This is a genomic window from Dyella sp. SG609, from assembly GCF_012275375.1.
In the GTDB taxonomy this organism is placed as follows: Bacteria; Pseudomonadota; Gammaproteobacteria; order Xanthomonadales; family Rhodanobacteraceae; genus Dyella_D; species Dyella_D marensis.
Map to the genome: position 1 here is coordinate 283,009 of NZ_JAAZQJ010000002.1, position 18,218 is coordinate 301,226.

Below are 18,218 nucleotides of genomic sequence, written 5' to 3' on the forward strand. Positions count from 1 at the left end.
CTCATACGTAGATATAGACCACCGGGATCGACACGCTCAGGCCGACGATTTCCATCGAGATGCGTGCGCCGGCGATGGTCACCGAGGTGCCCACGCCGGTGATGTCCACCGAACTGGACGAACCGTGGATGCTCATGCGCGTCTCGCTGCCGGTGACGCCGACTTCGGTGCTGTCGCCGGTGACGTTGATGCCGGTACTGCTGCCGGTGACGTTCATGCGGGTGGTGCTGCCGGTCACGCCGATCTCGGTGCTGCTGCCGGTGACATTGATGCCGGTGCTGCTGCCGGTGACGTTGATATTGGTGTTCGAACCGGTGACGCTGGTCTGGCTGGACGTACCGGTCACCGAGATCATGCTGCTGCTGCCGGTCGCCGAGACCTGCTCGGAGATGCCGGTGACATTGGTGCTGTCGCTGCTGGCGGTGATCGCGGTCTCGGTGCGCACGCCGGTGAGCGACACCTGGTCGGCCAGGCCGGTAAGCGACACCGCCGCGCTGCGCCCGGTGCTGGACATCGTCGTGGTCATGCCCATCGTCTCCACCCCGTTGTTGATGCCGGTGGTGGTGAGGTTGCTCTGCATCGCGGTGGTGGTGACGCCGTTGACGATGTTCTGCGTGGTGATGCGCGTGGAGGTGCCCTCCACCGTGTCTTCCGCATAGGTATCGCCGGTGACGGTGCTGTAGCTGGTGCTGTCGCCGATGGTGCTCTTGCTCCAGGTCACCGCCGCTTCCATGGTGCTGTAGGTGCTGCCATAGGATTCGCTGCGGCTGAGCAGGCCGCTGGCGCCGTTCTCCGAGGTGGAATAGCTGTAGCTGGCGCCCTGCGCATAGCTGGTGTCGCGGTACTGGCCGCTCTCGTAGGCGCCGTTGACGATGCTTACCGCGTGGTCGAGGTTGTAGGCCGAGTGCAGGCCGTAGCGGATGCTCTGCCCGTCGCCGTAGGTGGTGGAGTAGTTGCTGCCCACATGGGTGTTGGCGGTCCAGCCCGACGGGGTGACCACCAGGCTGCCGTTGGGCGCGATCAGCTGCTGCACTTCCGGCAGCTCCGACTCGTCGCTGGCGCGCGTGACCAGCACGGTGGCGCCGATCTCCGGCACTGTGTTCATGCTGGCCGACAGCTTCACCCACACCGGCCCGGTCGCCGCGCCGGGGCTGGAGAACTGCACGTACACGCCCTTGGCCATCAGGTTGGGCGGCGCGGCCTGGCTGTCGCGCAGGCGGCTGGTGGCCGGATCGAAATTGGCCGGCTCGTAATAGCGCCAATCGGTGGGGCCGCGCCCGGCCATGTCCACCACCTTGGCCAGGATGCCGCCCTGCTGGGTGTCCTGCACCGAGAACGCGGTGAGCATGGCCGCCGCGTCGGTGGACTCGAACTGGTTGGTATAGCCGCCATCGGCGGTGGCCTGATGGGTGACCTTGCTCAGCACGAAGGCCTTGTTCTCCAGCGACGGGCGCACCGGCGCGGGCGAGGTGCCTTCGGCCATGTCGCCGCGCATGGTGAACTGGGTGCCGACGCGGAAGCCCGCGCAGGTGCTGCTGCCGGTGAGCTGCCGGCCGGAGGCGGCCAGCGTCGACGCGGTGGTGCGCACGTATTCGCGCACGGTGCCGCTGCTCATGCCGTACTGATAGGTGCGGTACTGGTTGAACGGCAGCTCGCCCGGATCCGCCGGCGTGAACGCGCCGAAGGTCTGGAAGGTGGGAATCGGATCCTCGTCCGGTGCGTTCTCCTGGTGCGCGAAGCGGCCGCTGACGCCGGTGCTGGTCAGCGACTGCTGGTAGCTGTACTGGAACACCACGTCATCCTGCTGCATGCCCAGCTCGTCCAGCGCCGTATAGGTGTAGCGCAGCGGACGGTCGAACGCCTGCAGGTAGGCCGGACGGTTGGCGAACACCACGGTATGCCCGTTGCCGGTGTGCTTGAAGTAGTAATAGATGTGCGCCTTGGACATGATCCGGCGCAGGAATTCGTAGTCGCTTTCGCCGGCCTGCAGCCAGTCCTGCACGCGGGCGATGGCGATATTGTCCTCGCCGGAAACGGCATCGAGCGAACAGTCGATGTAGTGCTTGCGCATCAGGTCCGCGATCACGTCGCGCACGCTCATCTGCGCATGCACTTCGTAGCGGTTGGTCAGGTTCAGCCGCCACAGCGCGGGCTTCATGCCGACGCGGTACACGCCCGGCTCGTCCATGGCGAAGGAGCCGACGATGCCGTTGTAGAAGCTCATCGACGGCGCCGAACCGCTGCGCAGCGCCTGCGCGAAACGCGCGGCGGCGTCCGGCGCCTGGCCTTCCACCGGGCGGTTAAGCCCTACGGTGACGGGGCGGCCGATCAGCGCATCGAAGGTGAGCGGCGGATTGAGCTTCGGATCGGTATTGCCGCGCAGCTGCAGCTGGAAATCGAAGGGCTCGGACACCGATTCCTGGCCCTCGAACGAGAGCAGGCGGAAGGTCTCGTCGGCCAGCCAGCGGTTGCCCGGCAACCCGATGCCGCAATGCAGGTACAGCAGCGGCGAGCTGGCCTGGCCCTGCTGGCCGATCGGCTGGATCGCGGTGCGGCCGGCGGTGTCGGTGGGCAGCGCACTCATGCGGCCTCCTGCACGTCGTCGGCGCGGATGGTGAAGGTCACTTCGCGCTTCGCTTCCGGACGGCCGCTGACCCACGCGGTCTGGCCCAGGCGCAGGCCGTGGCCGCTGCCGAAACCGGCGAGGCGGCGCGGCTTGCCCATCCAGGAGGCGGGGATATCGGCTTCGTCCACCTCGATGGTGACCACCGCATCGACGTGGCGGTCGAACAGGTAATGCACCATCGCCGCCAGCCCGCGATAGCCGTTGCCGAACTGCGCGTCGTGCGCGCCGCCCGGCAGGTGTGCGCGATCCGGCAGCAGCAGGCACAGGCGCGCATACGGCACCGGGCCGATGCGCAGGCCTATAGCCGCATGGTTTACCCATACGCGCCGGCCCAGCGGCGCGCCGTCGCCCAGCACGCGCCGGCCGAGCAAGGTGCGGTCGCGCGCTTCGATGTCGCGCCAGGCGCCGACCAGCGCCTGCACCTGCACCGGCGCCTGCAGATACACGCCCAGCACGATCTGCGCCTGCGCCGCGCTCTTGCGTCCGTTCGCCACCAGGCCGGCCAGGGCCAGCAGTGCGCGGCGCGGCACCGGCACGCGGCGCGCGAGGATCGCCGCGCCCTCGCCTTCGAAGGCCGACAGGCCCATCAGCGCGCCGGCCGCGTCGGCCTGGCGCGTGTCTTCCGGCCGCACCGCGTCGAAGGCCGGCACGCTGGCGGCCTTCAGTTCGTAGCGCAGCGTGCTGAGCCGGTGATTGAAGATGTCCAGGAACTGCGCCATCGCCGGATCGCGCTCGGCCAGGCGCTGGCGCGCCCAGTCGGCGAAGCTGTCCGGCATCGGCCCCAGCACGCCGGACAAGGCGAAATTGGCCACGAACAGTTCCAGCCGCGGATCGTCCAGCGCCATGCTGCGCTCTTCGCGCAGGCGGCCCTTGGATATCTCGCTGCCGGGAAACACCGGCGACATCTCGCCGCGGAAGCGCAGGCGCGGCGACACGTAGCGCGCGCCGTCGCGGCGCGCAGGCGTACCGCGGCGCGGCCACGACTGCAGCCGCACCCACTGGAAGAAATCGAAGCTGGCCGGCCGCCGCAGCAGCCGGTCGGCTAGAGGCTCACCTGTGCGCCAGTCAGGGGTGGCCATGACTTGAGCTCTCCTCGGCGGTCGGAAGATTCGAGAATCAGTTCGATGACGGTATTGACCTCCGCATAGAGCGCCAGGAAGCGGTGCAGCACGCTGCCGAACAGCACCGCGCTGCCGCCTTCGAAATGGCCCAGGTCCACCTGCAGGCGCACCTGCAGGCAGTCGACGAAGCCGCGCCAGGCATCCCGGCGCGGCATGCGTTTCTGCACGCGGCGGGTGGACATGGCGCGCAGGCCGTCGATCTGCCGGTAGCCGGTGAGGCTCGCCGGCCCCACATGCAGGCGCAGCATGTTCTTCAGCACCGGCGGGCCGCGCTGGCCGTCCACCAGGGACAGATGATTGAGCGACAACTGCGACACCAGCGCCCACGGCCGCTCGCCCACCATCTGCGGCGGCTGGTTCGGCGTGGGCTTGCACGCCACCCGCAGCGAGGTCACGGGGCCGGCGCCTTCCAGGAACAAAGTGGTGCCCACCACCAGCTGCGACGGCAGGCGGCGGTTGGTGCACAGCGCGGTGCCGCCGATCATTTCCTCCGCCGGCAGCACGGTGTCGAATTCCGGATCCAGGAAGGACACGAAGGTTTCCGTGCCGTGCACCGCGCCGGTCTGGTTGACCTCGCGGCGGGTGGCATAGAAGTAGTCGATCTTGTCCAGCCGCTGCATCTCGTCCAGCGCGAAGTACGGCGCGATCGGGCGCGGGCTGCGGTCCGGGCGGATCGAGACCAGCTCGTCCAGGCTGTATATCTCGCAGTAGCGGTGGTTCTGCTCGTCGGCGACCAGGCGGTATTCGTACTGGCGCTGGTCCAGCACGAAGGGTTCGATGCGCTGCGGGAACAGGTTGATCAGCGGCAGGCAGTTCAGCCGCAGCAGGTGCTTGTCGTAGTGGTGGTCCTTGGACGGCGGCACGTCGAGCAGGAACAGCAGCTCGAAGTCCTTGTCCACGCCGGTCAGGTCCATGCCGGCCACGTCGAAGAACAGGAATTTCTGCGGAAAGGCGAAGTATTCCTGCACCAGCCGGTAGCCCGGATGGGTCAGCGGGTTGGCGCCGAGCACCGCTTCCTTGTCGTCGAAGCCGCGCCACTGCAGCTGCGCGGCGTCCAGATAGCGCAGCTCGCCGGTGGCGCGCACGCGCACCGCCATGCGCACCAGGTGCATGGCCAGGCCGTCGTACAAGGCATAAGCCAGCTTGTGGTCGGCATGGATGCAGAAGCGCAGCGACTTCATCTGCATTGCATGCACCGGCTCCTTGCCGGTGCGCGTGATGGTGGCGCTGAGGATGGACGCTGTGCGCGTGTCGTTCGGGTCCAGCGGATAGGCGTTGGCCGCCATCGACTCCACGTGGGTAATCTTCAGCGGCCACAGCGGCGTGTCGTAGCACGTGCGGAAGCGGCAGCGCACCTGCTGGCCGAATTCGTTGGTGGCCAGCGCGTAGACGTAGCGGCCGCGCTCCAGGGTGGCGCCGTGCGCGAAGTTGGCGCCGTCCGGGCGCACTTCGATCTCGCCCACCAGCATCGACGGCAGCGGTGCCTCCAGATGCGGATACAGCAGGCCCATCAGCGCATTGGGCAGCACCGCCTGGTCGGTCTCCAGCTGGTAGCGCAGGCGCCCCGCCATCCAGGCGAAGGACTGCACCAGCATCTCCACGTGCGGGTCGCTGCTGCGCCCGCCGCTCAGCTCCAGCGCCTTGGCGATGGCCGGGAAGGACGCGCCGAAATCTGCCGCCTCGTCGCGCAGCGACGCCAGCTCCTGCTCGAACCACATTTTGAGGCGGGGCACATCGGCATTCATGCCAGGTCGTCCGGGCAAGGCAGTTCGAAACGGAACGTGCTGGGCTGGTCCTCCACCTGCACGGTGCCGTGCACGACCAGCGCATACGGCTTGAGCGCCCTGCCCGTCGCCAGCCATTCCAGCCGCGGCGCGCGCAGGCGCGGTTCGAAGCGCGCGATCGCTTCCAGCAAGCGCGCGCCAAAACGTTCGTGGTCAGGCAGGCCGATGCCGGTGTCGACGATCGGCGGCATGCCGAAGTCGCACACCCGCGCACCGCCCAGGCCTACGTAGGGCCGGCATTCGACGATGCGCTGGATCTGCGCGGCCACCGCGCCGATCGGATCGAACGGCGGCGCCTGTCCCATGTCCGGCTCGCTGCGATTGACCAGCCGCTCCATCAGGAATTGCACGACGATCTCCCGCCCGTATGACTCAACACCACTAGTGGAACCCTTCTCCCTCCGGGAGAAGGTGGCGGCAGCCGGATGAGGGTTCGGCCGGAGCGGTGCACATCACCCTTGCGCTCCGCCCGCACCCTCACCCCAACCCCTCTCCCCGTGCACAAATTGGTAAACGGGGAGAGGGGCTCAAGCACATCATGCTCAGGTAGTGAACTGCCCGATCGGACGGTTGCGCGCGATACTCCAGCCCGCCGCCAGGTTGCCCGAGGTATTCATGTCCGCCTCCTGCACCGTGTACGTCCACAGCACTTCGGTGAAGTTGAGCTTGAACTGCTCGGTGGGCATGTCGTCCGGGTTGGACTGGAATTGGATCTCGCTGATGATCGCGTCGCGCAGCTCGATGGTGAGGATGTTGGCGGTCTTCTCGCCGGAGTTGCGCGCGATATAGATCTTGGTCGGGTTCTTCTCGCCCTTGCCCAGCGGCTGCGCGCGCAGGCAGTACTCGTAGAACTTCACCGACGTCTTGTCCACGTACTTCACGCAGGTGAACTCGGTGATGATCGGGCGGCCCGAGGTACGCGCCGAATTGCTCACGTCGGTGGTGATCTGCTGTTTCATGCCCTGGTGCACCGAGACCAGCTCCAGGCACTGCCCGAGCTTGAGCACCTCGTCGCGCCATTGGTCGTCGATCAGGCTGCCGCCGCCTTTCCAGCCGTTGGGGCCGCCGAAGATCGACGAGTCGCCGGGTTGCAGAAGTATGAGGTCCATGGTCGCTCCAGGTTCTTGATCGGGTGGCGTGGCGGGTCGCGGCTATGCGTCAGCCCGCCGGCAGATCCGCCACCAGGCGAATCGACGTGGTGAGTTCTTCCAGCTGGAAATGCGGCTTGATGAACACGGTGGCCTTGTACGAGCCGGGCGAGCCGGGCACGTCGGTCACGGTTATCTGCGCCGCGCGCAGCGGATAGCTGGCCTTGACCTCCTGCGAGGCGTTGTCGTCCAGCAGCACGTACTGGGCGATCCAGCTGTTGAGGTAGGCCTCGATATTGCCGCGGGTGAGGAAGGCGCCGATCTTCTTGCGCATGATCACCTTGATGTAGTGCGCGAAGCGCGACGCGGCCAGGATGTACGGCAGCATGGCCGAGAGCTTGGCGTTGGCGTTCGCCTCGTCGCTGATGTACTGGCGCGGCAGGTTGGCGGTCTGGCCGCCGAAGAACGCAGCCTGGCCGGTGCCCTTGCAGTTGCACAGCGCGATGAAGCCCAGGTCGTTGAGTTCCTTCTCGCGGCGGTCGGTGATCGACACCTCGGTCGGGCAGATCATGTTCACCAGGTCCGCATCGTCGCGGTAGGTGAATACCGGCAGCCCGTCGACCAGGCCGCCGCCTTCCACGCCGCGGATCGCCGCCGTCCAGTGATACAGCGCGAACGAGTTGGTGATGCGCTCGGCCAGCGCATAGGCGGCATTGCCCCACAGGAAGGCGTTGTGGTCCGGGCCGTCGGGACCGGTCACGGTCTCCTCGTAGCGCAGGCCTTCGGCCGGGCGTGCGTCCTTGCCGTACGGCAGGCGCAGCAGGACGTGCGGCAGGGCCAGCGCCACGTAGCGCGAGTCCTCGCTGCCGCGGAATTCCATCCACTGCGCCAGCTCGGGCGACTCGAACAGCTGGCTGAGATCGCGCGGCTTGGCCAGCTTGTCGAAGCCGTCCAGGCCGAACAGGCCGGGCGCCGCCGCGGCCAGGAACGGCGCGTGCGCGGACGCGGCGATCCTGGTCATATTGGTCAGCAGCGACATGCTGGCCGGCGAGTGGTCGAATTCGTAGCCGCCCAGCAGCAGGCTGTAGGGTGAGCCGCCGTAGGTGCCGAATTCGGCCTCGTAGATCATCTTGAAGATGCAGCTCTGGTCGAACTCGGCCGCCTTCTCCAGCTCCTTGCGCAGTTCGTCGGCGCTGGCGTTGAGCACGCGCAGCTTCAGCAGGCGGCCGCTCTCGGTGCGCGACACCACGTAGAACAGGCCGCGCCAGGTGGCTTCGAGATCCTTGAACGACTTGGTGTGCAGGATCACGTCGAGCTGCCCGCCGATCTGCACGTCGATGCCGCCGGCGCGCTCGTCCATCAGGCCGTTGGAACCCAGCGCCACCTGGTGCAGATCGTTGTTGCCCAGCGGCACCAGGATCTCGTTGGTGAAGCGGCCGGCGAGGCGGCGTGCCTTGCTCAGCGGATCGATCGCAAGAAAGGCCTGCTGCCGCTCGGCCGCGACCGCCGCCTGGCGCTTGGCCAGCTCGGCGGCGGCATCGGCCTGCGCCTGCGCGGCAAGCGCGGCGGCGTCGGCATCGTTCTTGGTCTTGGTCGCATCGACCACCGCCTTGTTGGCGTCGGGCACGGCGTCGCCCTTGGCCTTGCTGGCGGCGTCCTGCGCCTTGGACAGCGCGGCGGCGGCATCGCTGGCGGCCTTCTGCGCGGCGGTGAGCGCGTCCGTGGTGGTCTTGATGTTCGCCGTGGCCGTGACCGATGCGGCGGCCGCCGCATCCGAAGCCTGCTTGGCCGCAGCCGCGGCCTGCGCATTGCCGGCCATCTGCGCGGCCAGCAAGCCGACCAGCGCGCCGGGAATATCGGCGCCCGCCGCGTTCGGCGGCGGGTTGTCCTTGGCGTCGACGGCCGCGCCGGCCCAGTTGTCGGTGGCGTCGGCCGCGAAGCCCGCCTTCAAGGCGGTGATCGCCGCGCCGTCGGTAGTCGACCGGTCGAGCAAGGCGCCCAGCGCGTCGTTGCATTCGGCCATCGACTGCAGCGAGCGCAGGTCGGCGCGCGCGTCGTAGCGCTGGCGCAGGCTGGGCACCGCATTGACCACCGCCAGCGGCTCGAAGTCCGACAGCGCGCTGAAATGCAGCTCGCCGGCAAGCACCTTGCCCCCGCCCGCGATGGTGTCCGCGATGCCGTTGAGTTTGATCATGGGCGAGCTGTCGGCCAGGATCTTGTCGAACGACTCGGCGTCGATATCGCGCATGCGCCGATCCTTGAGCGCCGGCAGCTCACTGGCCGCCAGCTCGCCCGACAGATTGGCGAACATGCCCACGATAAAGGCCAGCTCCACTTTCTCGCTCGAGCCGCCCGTTTCGACGTCGTAGGTGATGCGCACGCGCGGCGGCCGCACGCGCAGCAGCTTCTGTTGAATGCTCTCGACAGTCATGTACAGGCCTCGGTTCGGTGGGCGGCTGCAAAGTCCCTTCTCGCTAACGAACGCTGCCGCACGCGTTGCGGGAGGGATTATTCAAGAGGCGTGCCAACGGAAAGGAATGGCGCCGCGGCGCGATTCTCCGGTGATCGCGAGCAAAATCGCGCACATCGAGCGTGTGCTTTTTCGCACGGCGACAGAGGATGCAAATGCGTTAATTCAAGTGCAATGCCTTGAATTGAAGGCGCGTGCAATGCGTTGCGTGCGGGCGAGATAAAAAGATCACGCTGTGATCGGAATTGCACGGCGGCACCATCGCGCACACGACGCCCTGCGCTTTTTCAGCGCATCGCGTGCAAATGAATGCTTCGATGAAGGGTTCTCGCGAGCACCCGCCCCTCACCCTGCCCTCTCCCCGGAGGGGAGAGGGGTGATGGCGTGAGGCGGGCAGGAACGAAGAACAAAAGCTGGCGCCAGTCCTTGAACATCCTCTTCGCAACGGCACGTTGAAGCACCCGCTACGTAAACGCACTGTGGTTTCGTGTAGACCCAGGTTAATCAAGTTACCGCAGCCGCCCACTGCTCCTTCTAGTCGCGTCGCGAGCCTTTGCTCTTAGGCCATTCTCTCTTTGGTTACTTTCTCTTTGGGCCAGCAAAGAGAAAGTGACTCGGGCGCCGGCAGGCGTCCGAAATGCCCGCTGCATAAGCGGCCCCTTCGCGTCACCGCGAAAACCGAGCGATACCGTTACTGGATCCCGGCCTACACCGGGACGACGAGCAGCGAAGCCGACGACATCATTGCGATGCCGCCACAAAAGAAGCGTCACTCAGCCAACCGGCGCAGCCGCCAAATCTCCCGCGTCCCAAGCCGTCGACACTCGACAACCCCCTCCCCCTCCAACACCCTCAACCCCTCAACCACCACATCAAGCGAAACCTCCACCCCGCCTGGCCTCAACCACCACTGCTGAATCCCTTCCGCAGAATCCGCACACCCCGGACTCGCCTCCAGATAGCGAGCAATCGCATCAGCCACGACACGTACGGAATGACCAGTCACTCGCCCCGCCCGATGGATGGCATCACTCGCCGGAATCTTGCTCCTGTCCGACCACGGAAGCGAGCCTGTACTTGCTCACCAGCTTGCTGAACGCACTGCGGTCCTGCCCGGCCATCCGCGCCGCCTGCGTGATATTGCCCCGCGCCCGCGCCATGGCCGAAGCCACGTAACTGCGCTCGAAATCGGCGATCGCCCGCGCCTTGGCCTGCTTGAAGGCGGCATCGTCGGCGGCCTTGGCCGGCGCCTCGGCCAGATCCTGCGGCGGGCCGCCCTGGATCAGCTGCCCCTCGCACATCAGGTATTCGCGCTGCACGAAGTGTTCCAGCTCGCGCACGTTGCCGGGCCAGCTGTAGCGCTGCAGCGAGGCAAGAAAGCCCGGATCGAAACTCTTGCGCGAAGTCTGCGCGCCATACTGGCGATTGAGCCGCGTAAGGAACGCTTCCGCCAGCTCCATCACGTCGCCGCCGCGTTCGCGCAGCGGCGGCATCACCAGCGGCATCACCTTCAGGCGATACAGCAGGTCGCGGCGGAATTGCCGCGTCTTGACCATTTCATCGAGATTGGCATTGCTGGCCGCGATCAGGCGCACGTCGGTCGAGCGTGTCTGCGTGCCGCCGACGCGCCGGTAGGTGCCGTCCTGCAGGAAACGCAGCAGCGAGGCCTGCGCTTTCGGCGAGAGCGTGTCGATCTCGTCGAGAAACAGCGTGCCGCCCTCGGCTTCGCTGACCAGGCCGGGCGAGGCCTGGCGTGCATCGGTGAAAGCGCCGCGCTCGTGTCCGAACAGTTCGCTTTCCACCAGCGAATCGGCCAGCGCGCCGCAGTTGACGGCGATGAAAGGGCGGGACGCGCGCGCACTCAGGTAGTGCACCGCTCTTGCCCCCAGTTCCTTGCCCGTGCCGGTCTCTCCCCCGATCAGAACGGTCACGTCGAATTTCGCGATACGGCGTATCTGCGCAATGACGTGAGCGAACTGCGGCGAAGATCCAAGCAAGTTGGACTCCGCGATATCGACCATGACGCCCCCTGTACGGGGCATCGCGTCCTTTGCTCCATGCGACTCCCCGGACCGCGGATGTTGCCCCTCGCGGTGCGCGACCGCAATATGCATCGGCCAGGAAAAATTCGCGGATGCCGCGCGTCACGCTGGCGAAATGTCTTTTTCACGTGAAGACGCACAGGCAGATCGATGCGGCAGGGGGGCCGTCCATCATGTTCGCCAAGCTTGGCTTGATCTTGCTGATCCTGTTGTTCGGCGCGCTCGCCTTTGCCGGCGGCATGATGGCGCCCGACGACTGGCGCGCACCGATGCAGGCGTTCGCCGCGCGCTGGCGCGATCGTCCGGTTCTCGCAGCGCCGCATCTTCCTGCGGCAGCCGCTTCCGCCGCGGCACCGGCAGCGGCCGCCAGCGTGGTATCGACCAACGCCTTGCTGGTCACCAGCGACGTGACCGCAGCAGCTCCCGCGCCCGGTCAACCCGCCTACGCCTTGCAGCTGGGCCAGTTCGTCGATGCGGGCGATGCGGATGCGCTGGAGCGCTCGGCGCAGGGGCTTGGCCTGCCGCTGCGGCGCATCGCTGCCGTCGATCCCGACCATGCCGCATGGACGGTGCTTGCCGCCGGCCGCTTCCCCTCGCCCGCCGCCGCGCAGGACGCGGCGCCGCGTGTACAGGCGGTGCTCAAGCTCGCCAGCACGCCGGTGATCCGGCTGCCGGAGAGCAAACCCTCATCGTGAAAAGATGCCGGGCCGCGCGCGCGCCGGGTCGCGCCAGCCGGCTTCGCCCAGGGTCGGCACGAAGCACACGGTGATCTGCGCCATGCCTTGCGAGGTGAAGAACACGCGCTTGGTGGCGGACTGGCGGTCCGGCGTGACGAACCAGCGCTCGTCGCCTATCGCCAGGCCCCAGGACGAGACGCGGCACACCCACAGGTCGGCGATGCCGCGCGCGCTGACCAGCGCCACGCGCACCTCGGCCTCGCCCATCGTGTCGGTTACGTAGATGCGGGCCATGGCTTCCCCTGTGCGAGGGCGAGACATTGAGGTGCAATGGAGTGGACGTCAACTGCCAGCACCGAAGCACGAGGTGGAATCCTTGTCCTTCTGGCGACCCGAAGGTAGTCCCCATGGGAGAGAAGGTGGCGGCAGCCGGATGAGGGTACGGGCGGAGCGGTGCACATCACTCTTGCGCTCCGCCCGTACCCTCACCCCAACCCCTCCCTACCACGGGACTACCTTCGGGTCGCCGATGGGAGATGGGCTTAAGCACTAAGCAAAGCGAGCAGTGTTTGCGCGAGCCCACGCATCGAACGAACGCGGCGCCACGCCAGTGACACGCTGCACCGTCGGCGTCATCGCCCGCCCGCGTCCGTCGCGCACCGCCTCCAGCGACTGCGCCACGCCACGTGCAACCGGCTCGGGAATTCCGCTGGCAACCAATCCCTGCACCGTGTCCTCGATGCTTACGTCCACGCTGCGCAGCGTGCGGCCAAGCAACCCGGAAAGAATGTCCACCTGCTCCGGCACGTTCAGCAGCTCGCCGCCGGTGAGTTCCAGCGTCTGGCCCGCCAGTGAAGCATCCAGCAGCGCGCGCACCGCCACCGCGGCAATGTCTTCCGGCGCGATCATCGGCGCCCTGCCGGTGCCCATGGCGTTGTAGACCACGTCCTCGGCGCGGATCGAATCGGCCCAGCGCAAGGTGTTGGTCATGAAGCCCGAGGGCCGCAGCACGGTGCTGCGCAGGCCGGATGCGGCCAGCGTTTCCTCGTTGGCGCGATGCATTCTTCCCAGGAAGAACTCGGGATCGCCGGCAAGAATGCTGGAGAGAAACACCACGCGCGGCGCGCCGTTCGCTTTCAGCGCCGCGAGCAATGCCGGCAGCGCCGGCGGGTTCGGCCCGGTGTTGAGGAATACCGCCTTCGTGCCCAGTGCCGCGGCGCCCAGGCTGCCGGCATCGCTGAAATCGCCGCGGGCGATTTCGACGCGGTCAGCCAGTTCGCCGAGCTTGTCCGGGTCGCGTGCGAACACGCGCACCGCGTGTCCGGCTGCAAGCAATTGCCGCGCGATATGGCCGCCGATATTGCCGCTCGCGCCAGTGACCAGAAACATGTCCGTCGCCTCGTTGTGGGTGGGGTGCGCGGACGATAGGCTCCGCCCTACATTGGAACAATCCGTCGTTTTGCAACGTTCTGTTGCACAGGTGCAACAATCATGATCGACCTCAACGAGCTGCAGTACTTCGTGCAGGTAGCGCAGGCGCGCAGCTTCACCGCGGCGGGCGCGCACTTCGGCGTGCCCAAGTCCAGCGTCAGCCGCGCCATCGCGGCGCTGGAGCAGCGCCTGGGCGTGCGCCTGATCGAACGCACCACGCGCAGCATGGCGCTGACCGAGGCCGGCGAGATCTACCTGGAGCGCTGCCGCCGCGTGATCGAGGAAGCGGAACTGGCCGACCTGTCGATCGGCACCATGCAGGCCGCGCCGCGCGGGCGCCTGCGCATCGGCGCGCCGATAGCCTTCGCGCGCTTCATGCTCGGCCCGCGCCTGGCGGAATTCGCGCGGCGCTATCCGGAACTGCGCGTGCAGCTGCAGATCACCGCGGGCGAGTCCACGCCGCAGCAGGCCAACCTCGACGTGCTGATCCGCCCCGGCCCGCTGGAGGATTCGTCCTTGCTCGCGCGCCCGCTCGCCACCATCGAGCTCGGCCTCTACGCCAGCCCGTCGTATCTCAAGGGCCGGAAACTGCCCAAGACGCCGGCGGACCTGAGCCAGCTCGACGCGCTGATCACCGCCTGCGGCCCGCTCGGCCAGCCGGCCGAACAGACCATCTGGCGCCTGCACCGCGGCAAGGACGTGCAGGAAGTGCGCGTCGAGGCGCGCCTGTCCGTACCCGACCCCACCATCAATCACCAGCTCGCGCTGGACGGCGCCGGCGTGGCGATCCTGGCGCAGCACGGCGCGGCGCAGGCGGTGGCGAAGAAATAGCTGGTGCGCGTGCTGCCTGCATGGGAACCGGAACCGGTGGAACTGTTCGCGCTGTATCCGGCGCGGCTCAATGCCTCGCCGAAGGTGCGCGCGCTGCTGGAGTTCCTGCGCGGCTGAGCTTCGCGCTCAACCCGCGCCGTCTTCCTGCCAGCGCAGCACGCTGTAGCCCAGGCCGCCCTTCAAGGCCGTCAAGCGGAACGTGACGATCACGCTTGCCGCCGTGCCCTGCCCGTCCGTCGCCGAAGCCACGATGGTGCGCACCAGCCCGCCGCGCCACGCGCCGGCGGACTGGCCGTTCGGCAGCGGCGGCGGCGGTGTGCTGGTGGAAGTCATCGCGCGCAGCGCGGCGTAGCGTTCGGCCTTGGGCATGTCCATGTCCGGCTGGCTGGCCAGCACCAGCGGCGGCGCCAGCGCCAGGGTCGGCTCGGGGCGGCGCGACCACACCGTGATCGCGGGCGCCAGCTTGCGGTACAGCGCGGGCGTCATGCCCAGCACGGTCTGCAGCTGCTCGGGCATGTCGAATTCGCGATAGCGCGGTCCGCCGGCCAGCCCCGCTTCGGCGTAGCGTTTGGCGCCTTCTTCGTGGAACAGCTTGGCGTTCGTGTCGCGCGTCTCCTGGATATTCGCGGCGAGCTGCGTCGCGGTGGCGTCGTCGGCGCCCGCGGCGACGAACAGCCGCTGCAGCACGCGCGGATCGGCCGCGTTGATGTCGACCTTGCCCAGCTCGTCCTGGATGCGGATATCGATATCGTGGTCCTGCAGCCGCAGACGGTAGCGGCGCCCGTCGCCGACCCAGCGCCCGCCGCTGCGGCTGACGCATTCGGCCAGCGCGCGCATGGCGCCGGCTTCGGCGAGATAGCGCAGCTGCACGCGGTTGGAGAGATAGCGGGTCTGGATGGATTCGGTGCGCGCCAGCGTGGCGAAGCCGCCGAGCAGGATGGCCAGCAGCGTGCAGGCCCACAGCACGACGAGCAAGGCGATGCCACGATTGCGACGGCGGTTTGTCGCGCTCATGGCTTCGCTCCGTCCAGCGCCTTGGCCAGGGCGCCGACGTTCAGCGCATACGGGTTCTGGCGGATCGGCGCCTGCAGCCACAGCCAGGCGGTGGCGTCCTCGCGCCCGGCCTTGTTGCCCTCGTCGGCCTTGCCGCGTTCCAGCTCGATGGTCACCAGTTCCGGCGTGCGCCCGGCCACGTTCCAGCGATCGCGCCAGCTCGCTTCGGCGCCTTCGCGATCGCGGCCGTAGTAGCGGAACCGCCCGCCGCGCACGCCTTCCGCCAGCGACTCCGGCTCGAACGCGGCACCGGCGCCGCCGGAAGTCAGCGGAGCGCTGCCCAGCTCCAGCTTCAAGGCACCCTTGCCGTCGTCCACCAGCGCGAGCGCCTGCAGCTGCGGACCGGCACGATCGAGATAGCCCGGCAGCGGCGCGACGAAACGCATGCTGCGCGGCTCGCCTTCGAACACCACGCCGTCGCCTTTCGCATCCAGCTTCCACGGCAGCGCGCGCGCCTGCATCAGGTCGCGGCGCAGGAACTGCTGCAGCGAACGCGCCTCATCATTGCGCTCCAGCGCGGCGGAGCCGGTGTTGACCGAACGCGTGGCGGTCCGGATGCCGTAGAAAACGCCAAGCAGCAGCAGGCTGAGCAGGGCCAGCGCGCTGAGCACTTCCAGCAGGCTGAAACCGCGCGGCGCGATGCGCTGCATTACGGCGTGCCCCGCCGCGCGGTGCGCAACGTGACGTAGGTGAGCTCGCGCGGCCGCCGCGCGTCGCCCCAGAGCACATGCAACTCCACGCGATACAGCATCAGTGCCGCATCCGGCGGCAGCTCGCCGTCCTGCCAGGGCAGCACGCGCAGCCGCCAGCGGTAGTCCTTGTCGAACCTGCCTTCGTGTTCGCCGGGCGCCAGCGGTTCGGCGATGCCCAGCGCGTCGAGCTTGCCCTGCGCGAGCATGTCCGCGTGCGTGGCCTGACCGAGTTTGTCGGTGAGGTTCAGCGAGGCGCTCGCCACGCGCATCAGCGCGGCGACGGCGATCGCCAGCAGCAGGATGGCGGCGATGGTTTCGAGCAGGCTGAAGCCTTGTTGCCGGTTCATAGGCGCACCCTACGCCGCACGCATGACAGCCAGACGCACGAAAAAACACCAGAGAACAAACCTCTGACACACCAAAAAACACAGGAGAGGCAAGCCTCTCCCGTGCGTTCCACGGCAAGTGGAACCGTCGTCGATCAGTTGATGCAGCCGTTGATCTGGGTCTGCGTGATCGAGGTGGCGCTGACGTCCAGGAACGCCAGACCGGTGCCGGCGCCGATGGTGCCCGTGGCGGCGACGATCGAGCTGTTGTACGGGGCGCCGATCAGCGCGCGCACCGAAGCGGCGTCCGCGCCGTTGTTGGCGCTGTTGCCCAGCAGGTAGGACACGGCGACGATCGGATAGCCCGCGGCCGGGGTGGCATACGCGTCCGGCTTCACCAGGGCGATGCAGCTGGTGGACGGGGCGCCGGCGATCGCGGCGAAGGTCGGACGGCCGGTGTTGGCGTCCACGCCGGTGATGGCGTTGTTGTAGACCACGTCGGTGCTGCCGATAGCCACCTTGTGGTTCGTCGCGTCGCCGAGATCGGCCACCGGATCCTTGCCGTCCACCGTGGCCACCGAGCCGAACGCAGCCTGCGCGTTGGCGGCTTCGGCGTAGCCGATGGCGCCCGGCACGCTGAGGATCTGGTTGACGACGTTGGCGTTTCCGCTCTGGCCGTTCCAGTTCGGCGTGGTCGAGGTCAGCGTGAAGTACTTCTGCACCACGTTGACGTACGACTGGTCGGTGACGAAGTGCTTGGCCGGCGTGCTGCCCGGGCAGTTCTTCGACAGGAAGTTGGAGAAGCCGAAGCTGGTGCCGCTGCCGTCGGAACGGTAGACCACCGTGATGGTGTCCGGCGAGGAACCGGCGACGCCCAGGTCGCTCCACTTGGTGATGGCGCCGCTGAACACGCCGCAGACCTGCGCGGTGGTCAGGGCCAGCGTGCCGGACACGGCGGAGTTGTTATAGACGATGGCGATGCCGCCAGCGACGGCCGGGAACTGCACCGGGAAGCTGGAGGAACGGTTGGCAACGTAGTTGTTGTAGTCGGTGGTGGACAGCGGCGAATCCGAGCCGGCGAAGTTCGGCTGGGTCAGCGTGGTGCGGTTGATGTGCGAGTCGCTGGCGCCGAAGCCGGTCGGCGCGGTCGAGCCGTTCGGGCAGGCGTTCTGCACGCTGGTGCCGCTGACGCCGGCGAGGATGTTCTTGCCCGCGCCGCTGCCGGTCTGGCAGTACGAAGCGCCGGTACCCGTCACGCTCTTGTAGGCACCGAGCAGGGAGTTGGCATCCGGCGCATAGTTCAGGCGATTCGACACGTCACCGACGTAGCCCACCGCCGGCAGCGTGGCGCCACCGCCGACCTGGATGGCGGCATGAGCCGAGGAAGCGGCGGCGAAAGCCAGCACCAGGGCGCCCGCAAGCTTCTTCATGCGGGTATTTCCATTAAACCCGAAGATCATGACATACCCCTACTTTGAAAATACCTCCGGAGTGGAGGCCGTGGATTTTGTACAGGCCTGGAATGACGCATCGATTAAAGCTAGATGTAATCGAAAATTTCTTTCCGATGACTCGTTTTTTCCAAATAATCCAAATGACACGGACGAAGACTTATTCGACACCGCCGTCACGCCGCGCATACGGATGCGCGCGGCGCGCGCGTAAAAAGCGCGATCAGGCTCGCGCATCGAATTCGTGCAGCATCGAGATGACTTCCGGATCGAGCTCGCGCTCCTCGCGCAGCGCGCGCAGGTCGGCGCCGCCGAGTTCGCGCAGCACGCTGCGCACCGAGGCGCGGCGCCCCTCGCGGCACCACACGTTAAAAACGCCCACCAGCAGCGGCGCGGCGCTGTGCACGCCGCGCTCGCCCGGCGGCGCGCGGCGGCGCAGGCGCGACCTCAGCAGGTAGGAAAGGCGCGCGTTGAGCGAGGCGATGGGCGATTCGCTGATCTGCCGGATCAGCTCGGGACTGCATTGATCGATCAACCGCTCGGCCATTTTCTCCTGGCGCGCCTCAAGCAATTGGAGCAATGCCTCGGATAATGCGAAAGCCCTGCCCCGACCAGGCTGCTGCACG

General features: G+C 67.4%; 16 protein-coding genes. 2 read left to right on the forward strand and 14 right to left on the reverse strand.

Features of this window, described 5'->3' with window-relative positions; translation table 11 throughout:
• Nucleotide 1 precedes the first annotated feature (1 nt).
• From FHW85_RS04565 to FHW85_RS04595, 7 genes are all read right to left on the reverse strand, one after another.
• The gene (locus FHW85_RS04565) at nucleotides 2–2,584 is read right to left on the reverse strand and encodes a contractile injection system protein, VgrG/Pvc8 family (RefSeq protein WP_168647508.1); all 2,583 of its coding nucleotides are present in this window, start codon (nucleotides 2,582–2,584) and stop codon (nucleotides 2–4) included.
• Entirely contained in the window at nucleotides 2,581–3,705 is a 1,125-nt protein-coding gene (gene tssG / locus FHW85_RS04570; protein WP_168647509.1) for a type VI secretion system baseplate subunit TssG, read from the reverse strand. The genes FHW85_RS04565 and tssG overlap by 4 nt, the downstream gene beginning before the upstream one ends.
• Nucleotides 3,669–5,480, reverse strand: a complete 1,812-nt coding sequence (gene tssF, locus FHW85_RS04575; RefSeq protein ID WP_168647510.1) for a type VI secretion system baseplate subunit TssF — start codon at nucleotides 5,478–5,480, stop codon at nucleotides 3,669–3,671. Before tssF ends, tssG begins: the two co-directional genes overlap by 37 nt.
• A gap of 8 nt (nucleotides 5,481–5,488) precedes the next feature.
• Entirely contained in the window at nucleotides 5,489–5,881 is a 393-nt protein-coding gene (locus FHW85_RS04580; RefSeq protein WP_168647511.1) for a hypothetical protein, read from the reverse strand.
• Nucleotides 5,882–6,073: 192 nt separating this feature from the next.
• Nucleotides 6,074–6,640: a type VI secretion system tube protein Hcp gene (locus tag FHW85_RS04585; RefSeq protein ID WP_167257428.1), complete on the reverse strand. Its 567-nt coding sequence runs from the start codon at nucleotides 6,638–6,640 to the stop codon at nucleotides 6,074–6,076.
• Between the two features lie 49 nt (nucleotides 6,641–6,689).
• Nucleotides 6,690–9,050: a type VI secretion system contractile sheath large subunit gene (gene tssC, locus FHW85_RS04590; protein WP_168647512.1), complete on the reverse strand. Its 2,361-nt coding sequence runs from the start codon at nucleotides 9,048–9,050 to the stop codon at nucleotides 6,690–6,692.
• 1,067 nt (nucleotides 9,051–10,117) lie between these two features.
• A complete protein-coding gene (locus tag FHW85_RS04595; protein WP_343203624.1) occupies nucleotides 10,118–11,131 on the reverse strand; it encodes a sigma-54 dependent transcriptional regulator in 1,014 nt (337 codons plus the stop codon).
• Between the two features lie 92 nt (nucleotides 11,132–11,223).
• Here FHW85_RS04595 and FHW85_RS04600 point away from each other — a divergent pair, with 92 nt between their 5' ends.
• Nucleotides 11,224–11,826 carry an SPOR domain-containing protein gene (locus FHW85_RS04600; protein WP_168647513.1) on the forward strand — a complete coding sequence of 201 codons (603 nt, stop codon included), beginning with the start codon at nucleotides 11,224–11,226 and terminating at the stop codon, nucleotides 11,824–11,826.
• Here the strand turns inward: FHW85_RS04600 and FHW85_RS04605 are convergent.
• Together FHW85_RS04605 and FHW85_RS04610 are read right to left on the reverse strand one after the other, a co-directional pair.
• Nucleotides 11,818–12,102, reverse strand: coding sequence for a DUF6150 family protein (locus FHW85_RS04605; protein ID WP_167257432.1), 285 nt, complete (start codon nucleotides 12,100–12,102; stop codon nucleotides 11,818–11,820). The genes FHW85_RS04600 and FHW85_RS04605 overlap by 9 nt on opposite strands.
• 255 nt (nucleotides 12,103–12,357) lie before the next feature.
• Complete coding sequence (locus tag FHW85_RS04610) at nucleotides 12,358–13,197, reverse strand: NAD(P)H-binding protein (protein WP_168647514.1); 840 nt, start codon at nucleotides 13,195–13,197, stop codon at nucleotides 12,358–12,360.
• Nucleotides 13,198–13,299: 102 nt separating this feature from the next.
• Between FHW85_RS04610 and FHW85_RS04615 the strand changes: the two genes are divergently transcribed.
• Entirely contained in the window at nucleotides 13,300–14,070 is a 771-nt protein-coding gene (locus FHW85_RS04615) for a LysR substrate-binding domain-containing protein (protein WP_168647515.1), read from the forward strand.
• A gap of 126 nt (nucleotides 14,071–14,196) precedes the next feature.
• Here FHW85_RS04615 and FHW85_RS04620 read toward each other — a convergent pair whose 3' ends face one another.
• The 5 genes from FHW85_RS04620 to FHW85_RS04640 form a co-directional block, all read right to left on the reverse strand.
• Entirely contained in the window at nucleotides 14,197–15,084 is an 888-nt protein-coding gene (locus tag FHW85_RS04620) for a type II secretion system protein GspK (RefSeq protein WP_168647516.1), read from the reverse strand.
• The gene (locus tag FHW85_RS04625) at nucleotides 15,081–15,773 is read right to left on the reverse strand and encodes a prepilin-type N-terminal cleavage/methylation domain-containing protein (RefSeq protein ID WP_168647517.1); all 693 of its coding nucleotides are present in this window, start codon (nucleotides 15,771–15,773) and stop codon (nucleotides 15,081–15,083) included. The genes FHW85_RS04620 and FHW85_RS04625 overlap by 4 nt, the downstream gene beginning before the upstream one ends.
• Complete coding sequence (locus FHW85_RS04630) at nucleotides 15,773–16,162, reverse strand: prepilin-type N-terminal cleavage/methylation domain-containing protein (protein ID WP_168647518.1); 390 nt, start codon at nucleotides 16,160–16,162, stop codon at nucleotides 15,773–15,775. The genes FHW85_RS04625 and FHW85_RS04630 overlap by 1 nt, the downstream gene beginning before the upstream one ends.
• A gap of 134 nt (nucleotides 16,163–16,296) precedes the next feature.
• Nucleotides 16,297–17,571: a substrate-binding domain-containing protein gene (locus FHW85_RS04635; RefSeq protein WP_167257438.1), complete on the reverse strand. Its 1,275-nt coding sequence runs from the start codon at nucleotides 17,569–17,571 to the stop codon at nucleotides 16,297–16,299.
• Between the two features lie 244 nt (nucleotides 17,572–17,815).
• Nucleotides 17,816–18,139 carry a hypothetical protein gene (locus FHW85_RS04640; RefSeq protein WP_168647519.1) on the reverse strand — a complete coding sequence of 108 codons (324 nt, stop codon included), beginning with the start codon at nucleotides 18,137–18,139 and terminating at the stop codon, nucleotides 17,816–17,818.
• Between the last annotated feature and the right edge of the window lie 79 nt (nucleotides 18,140–18,218).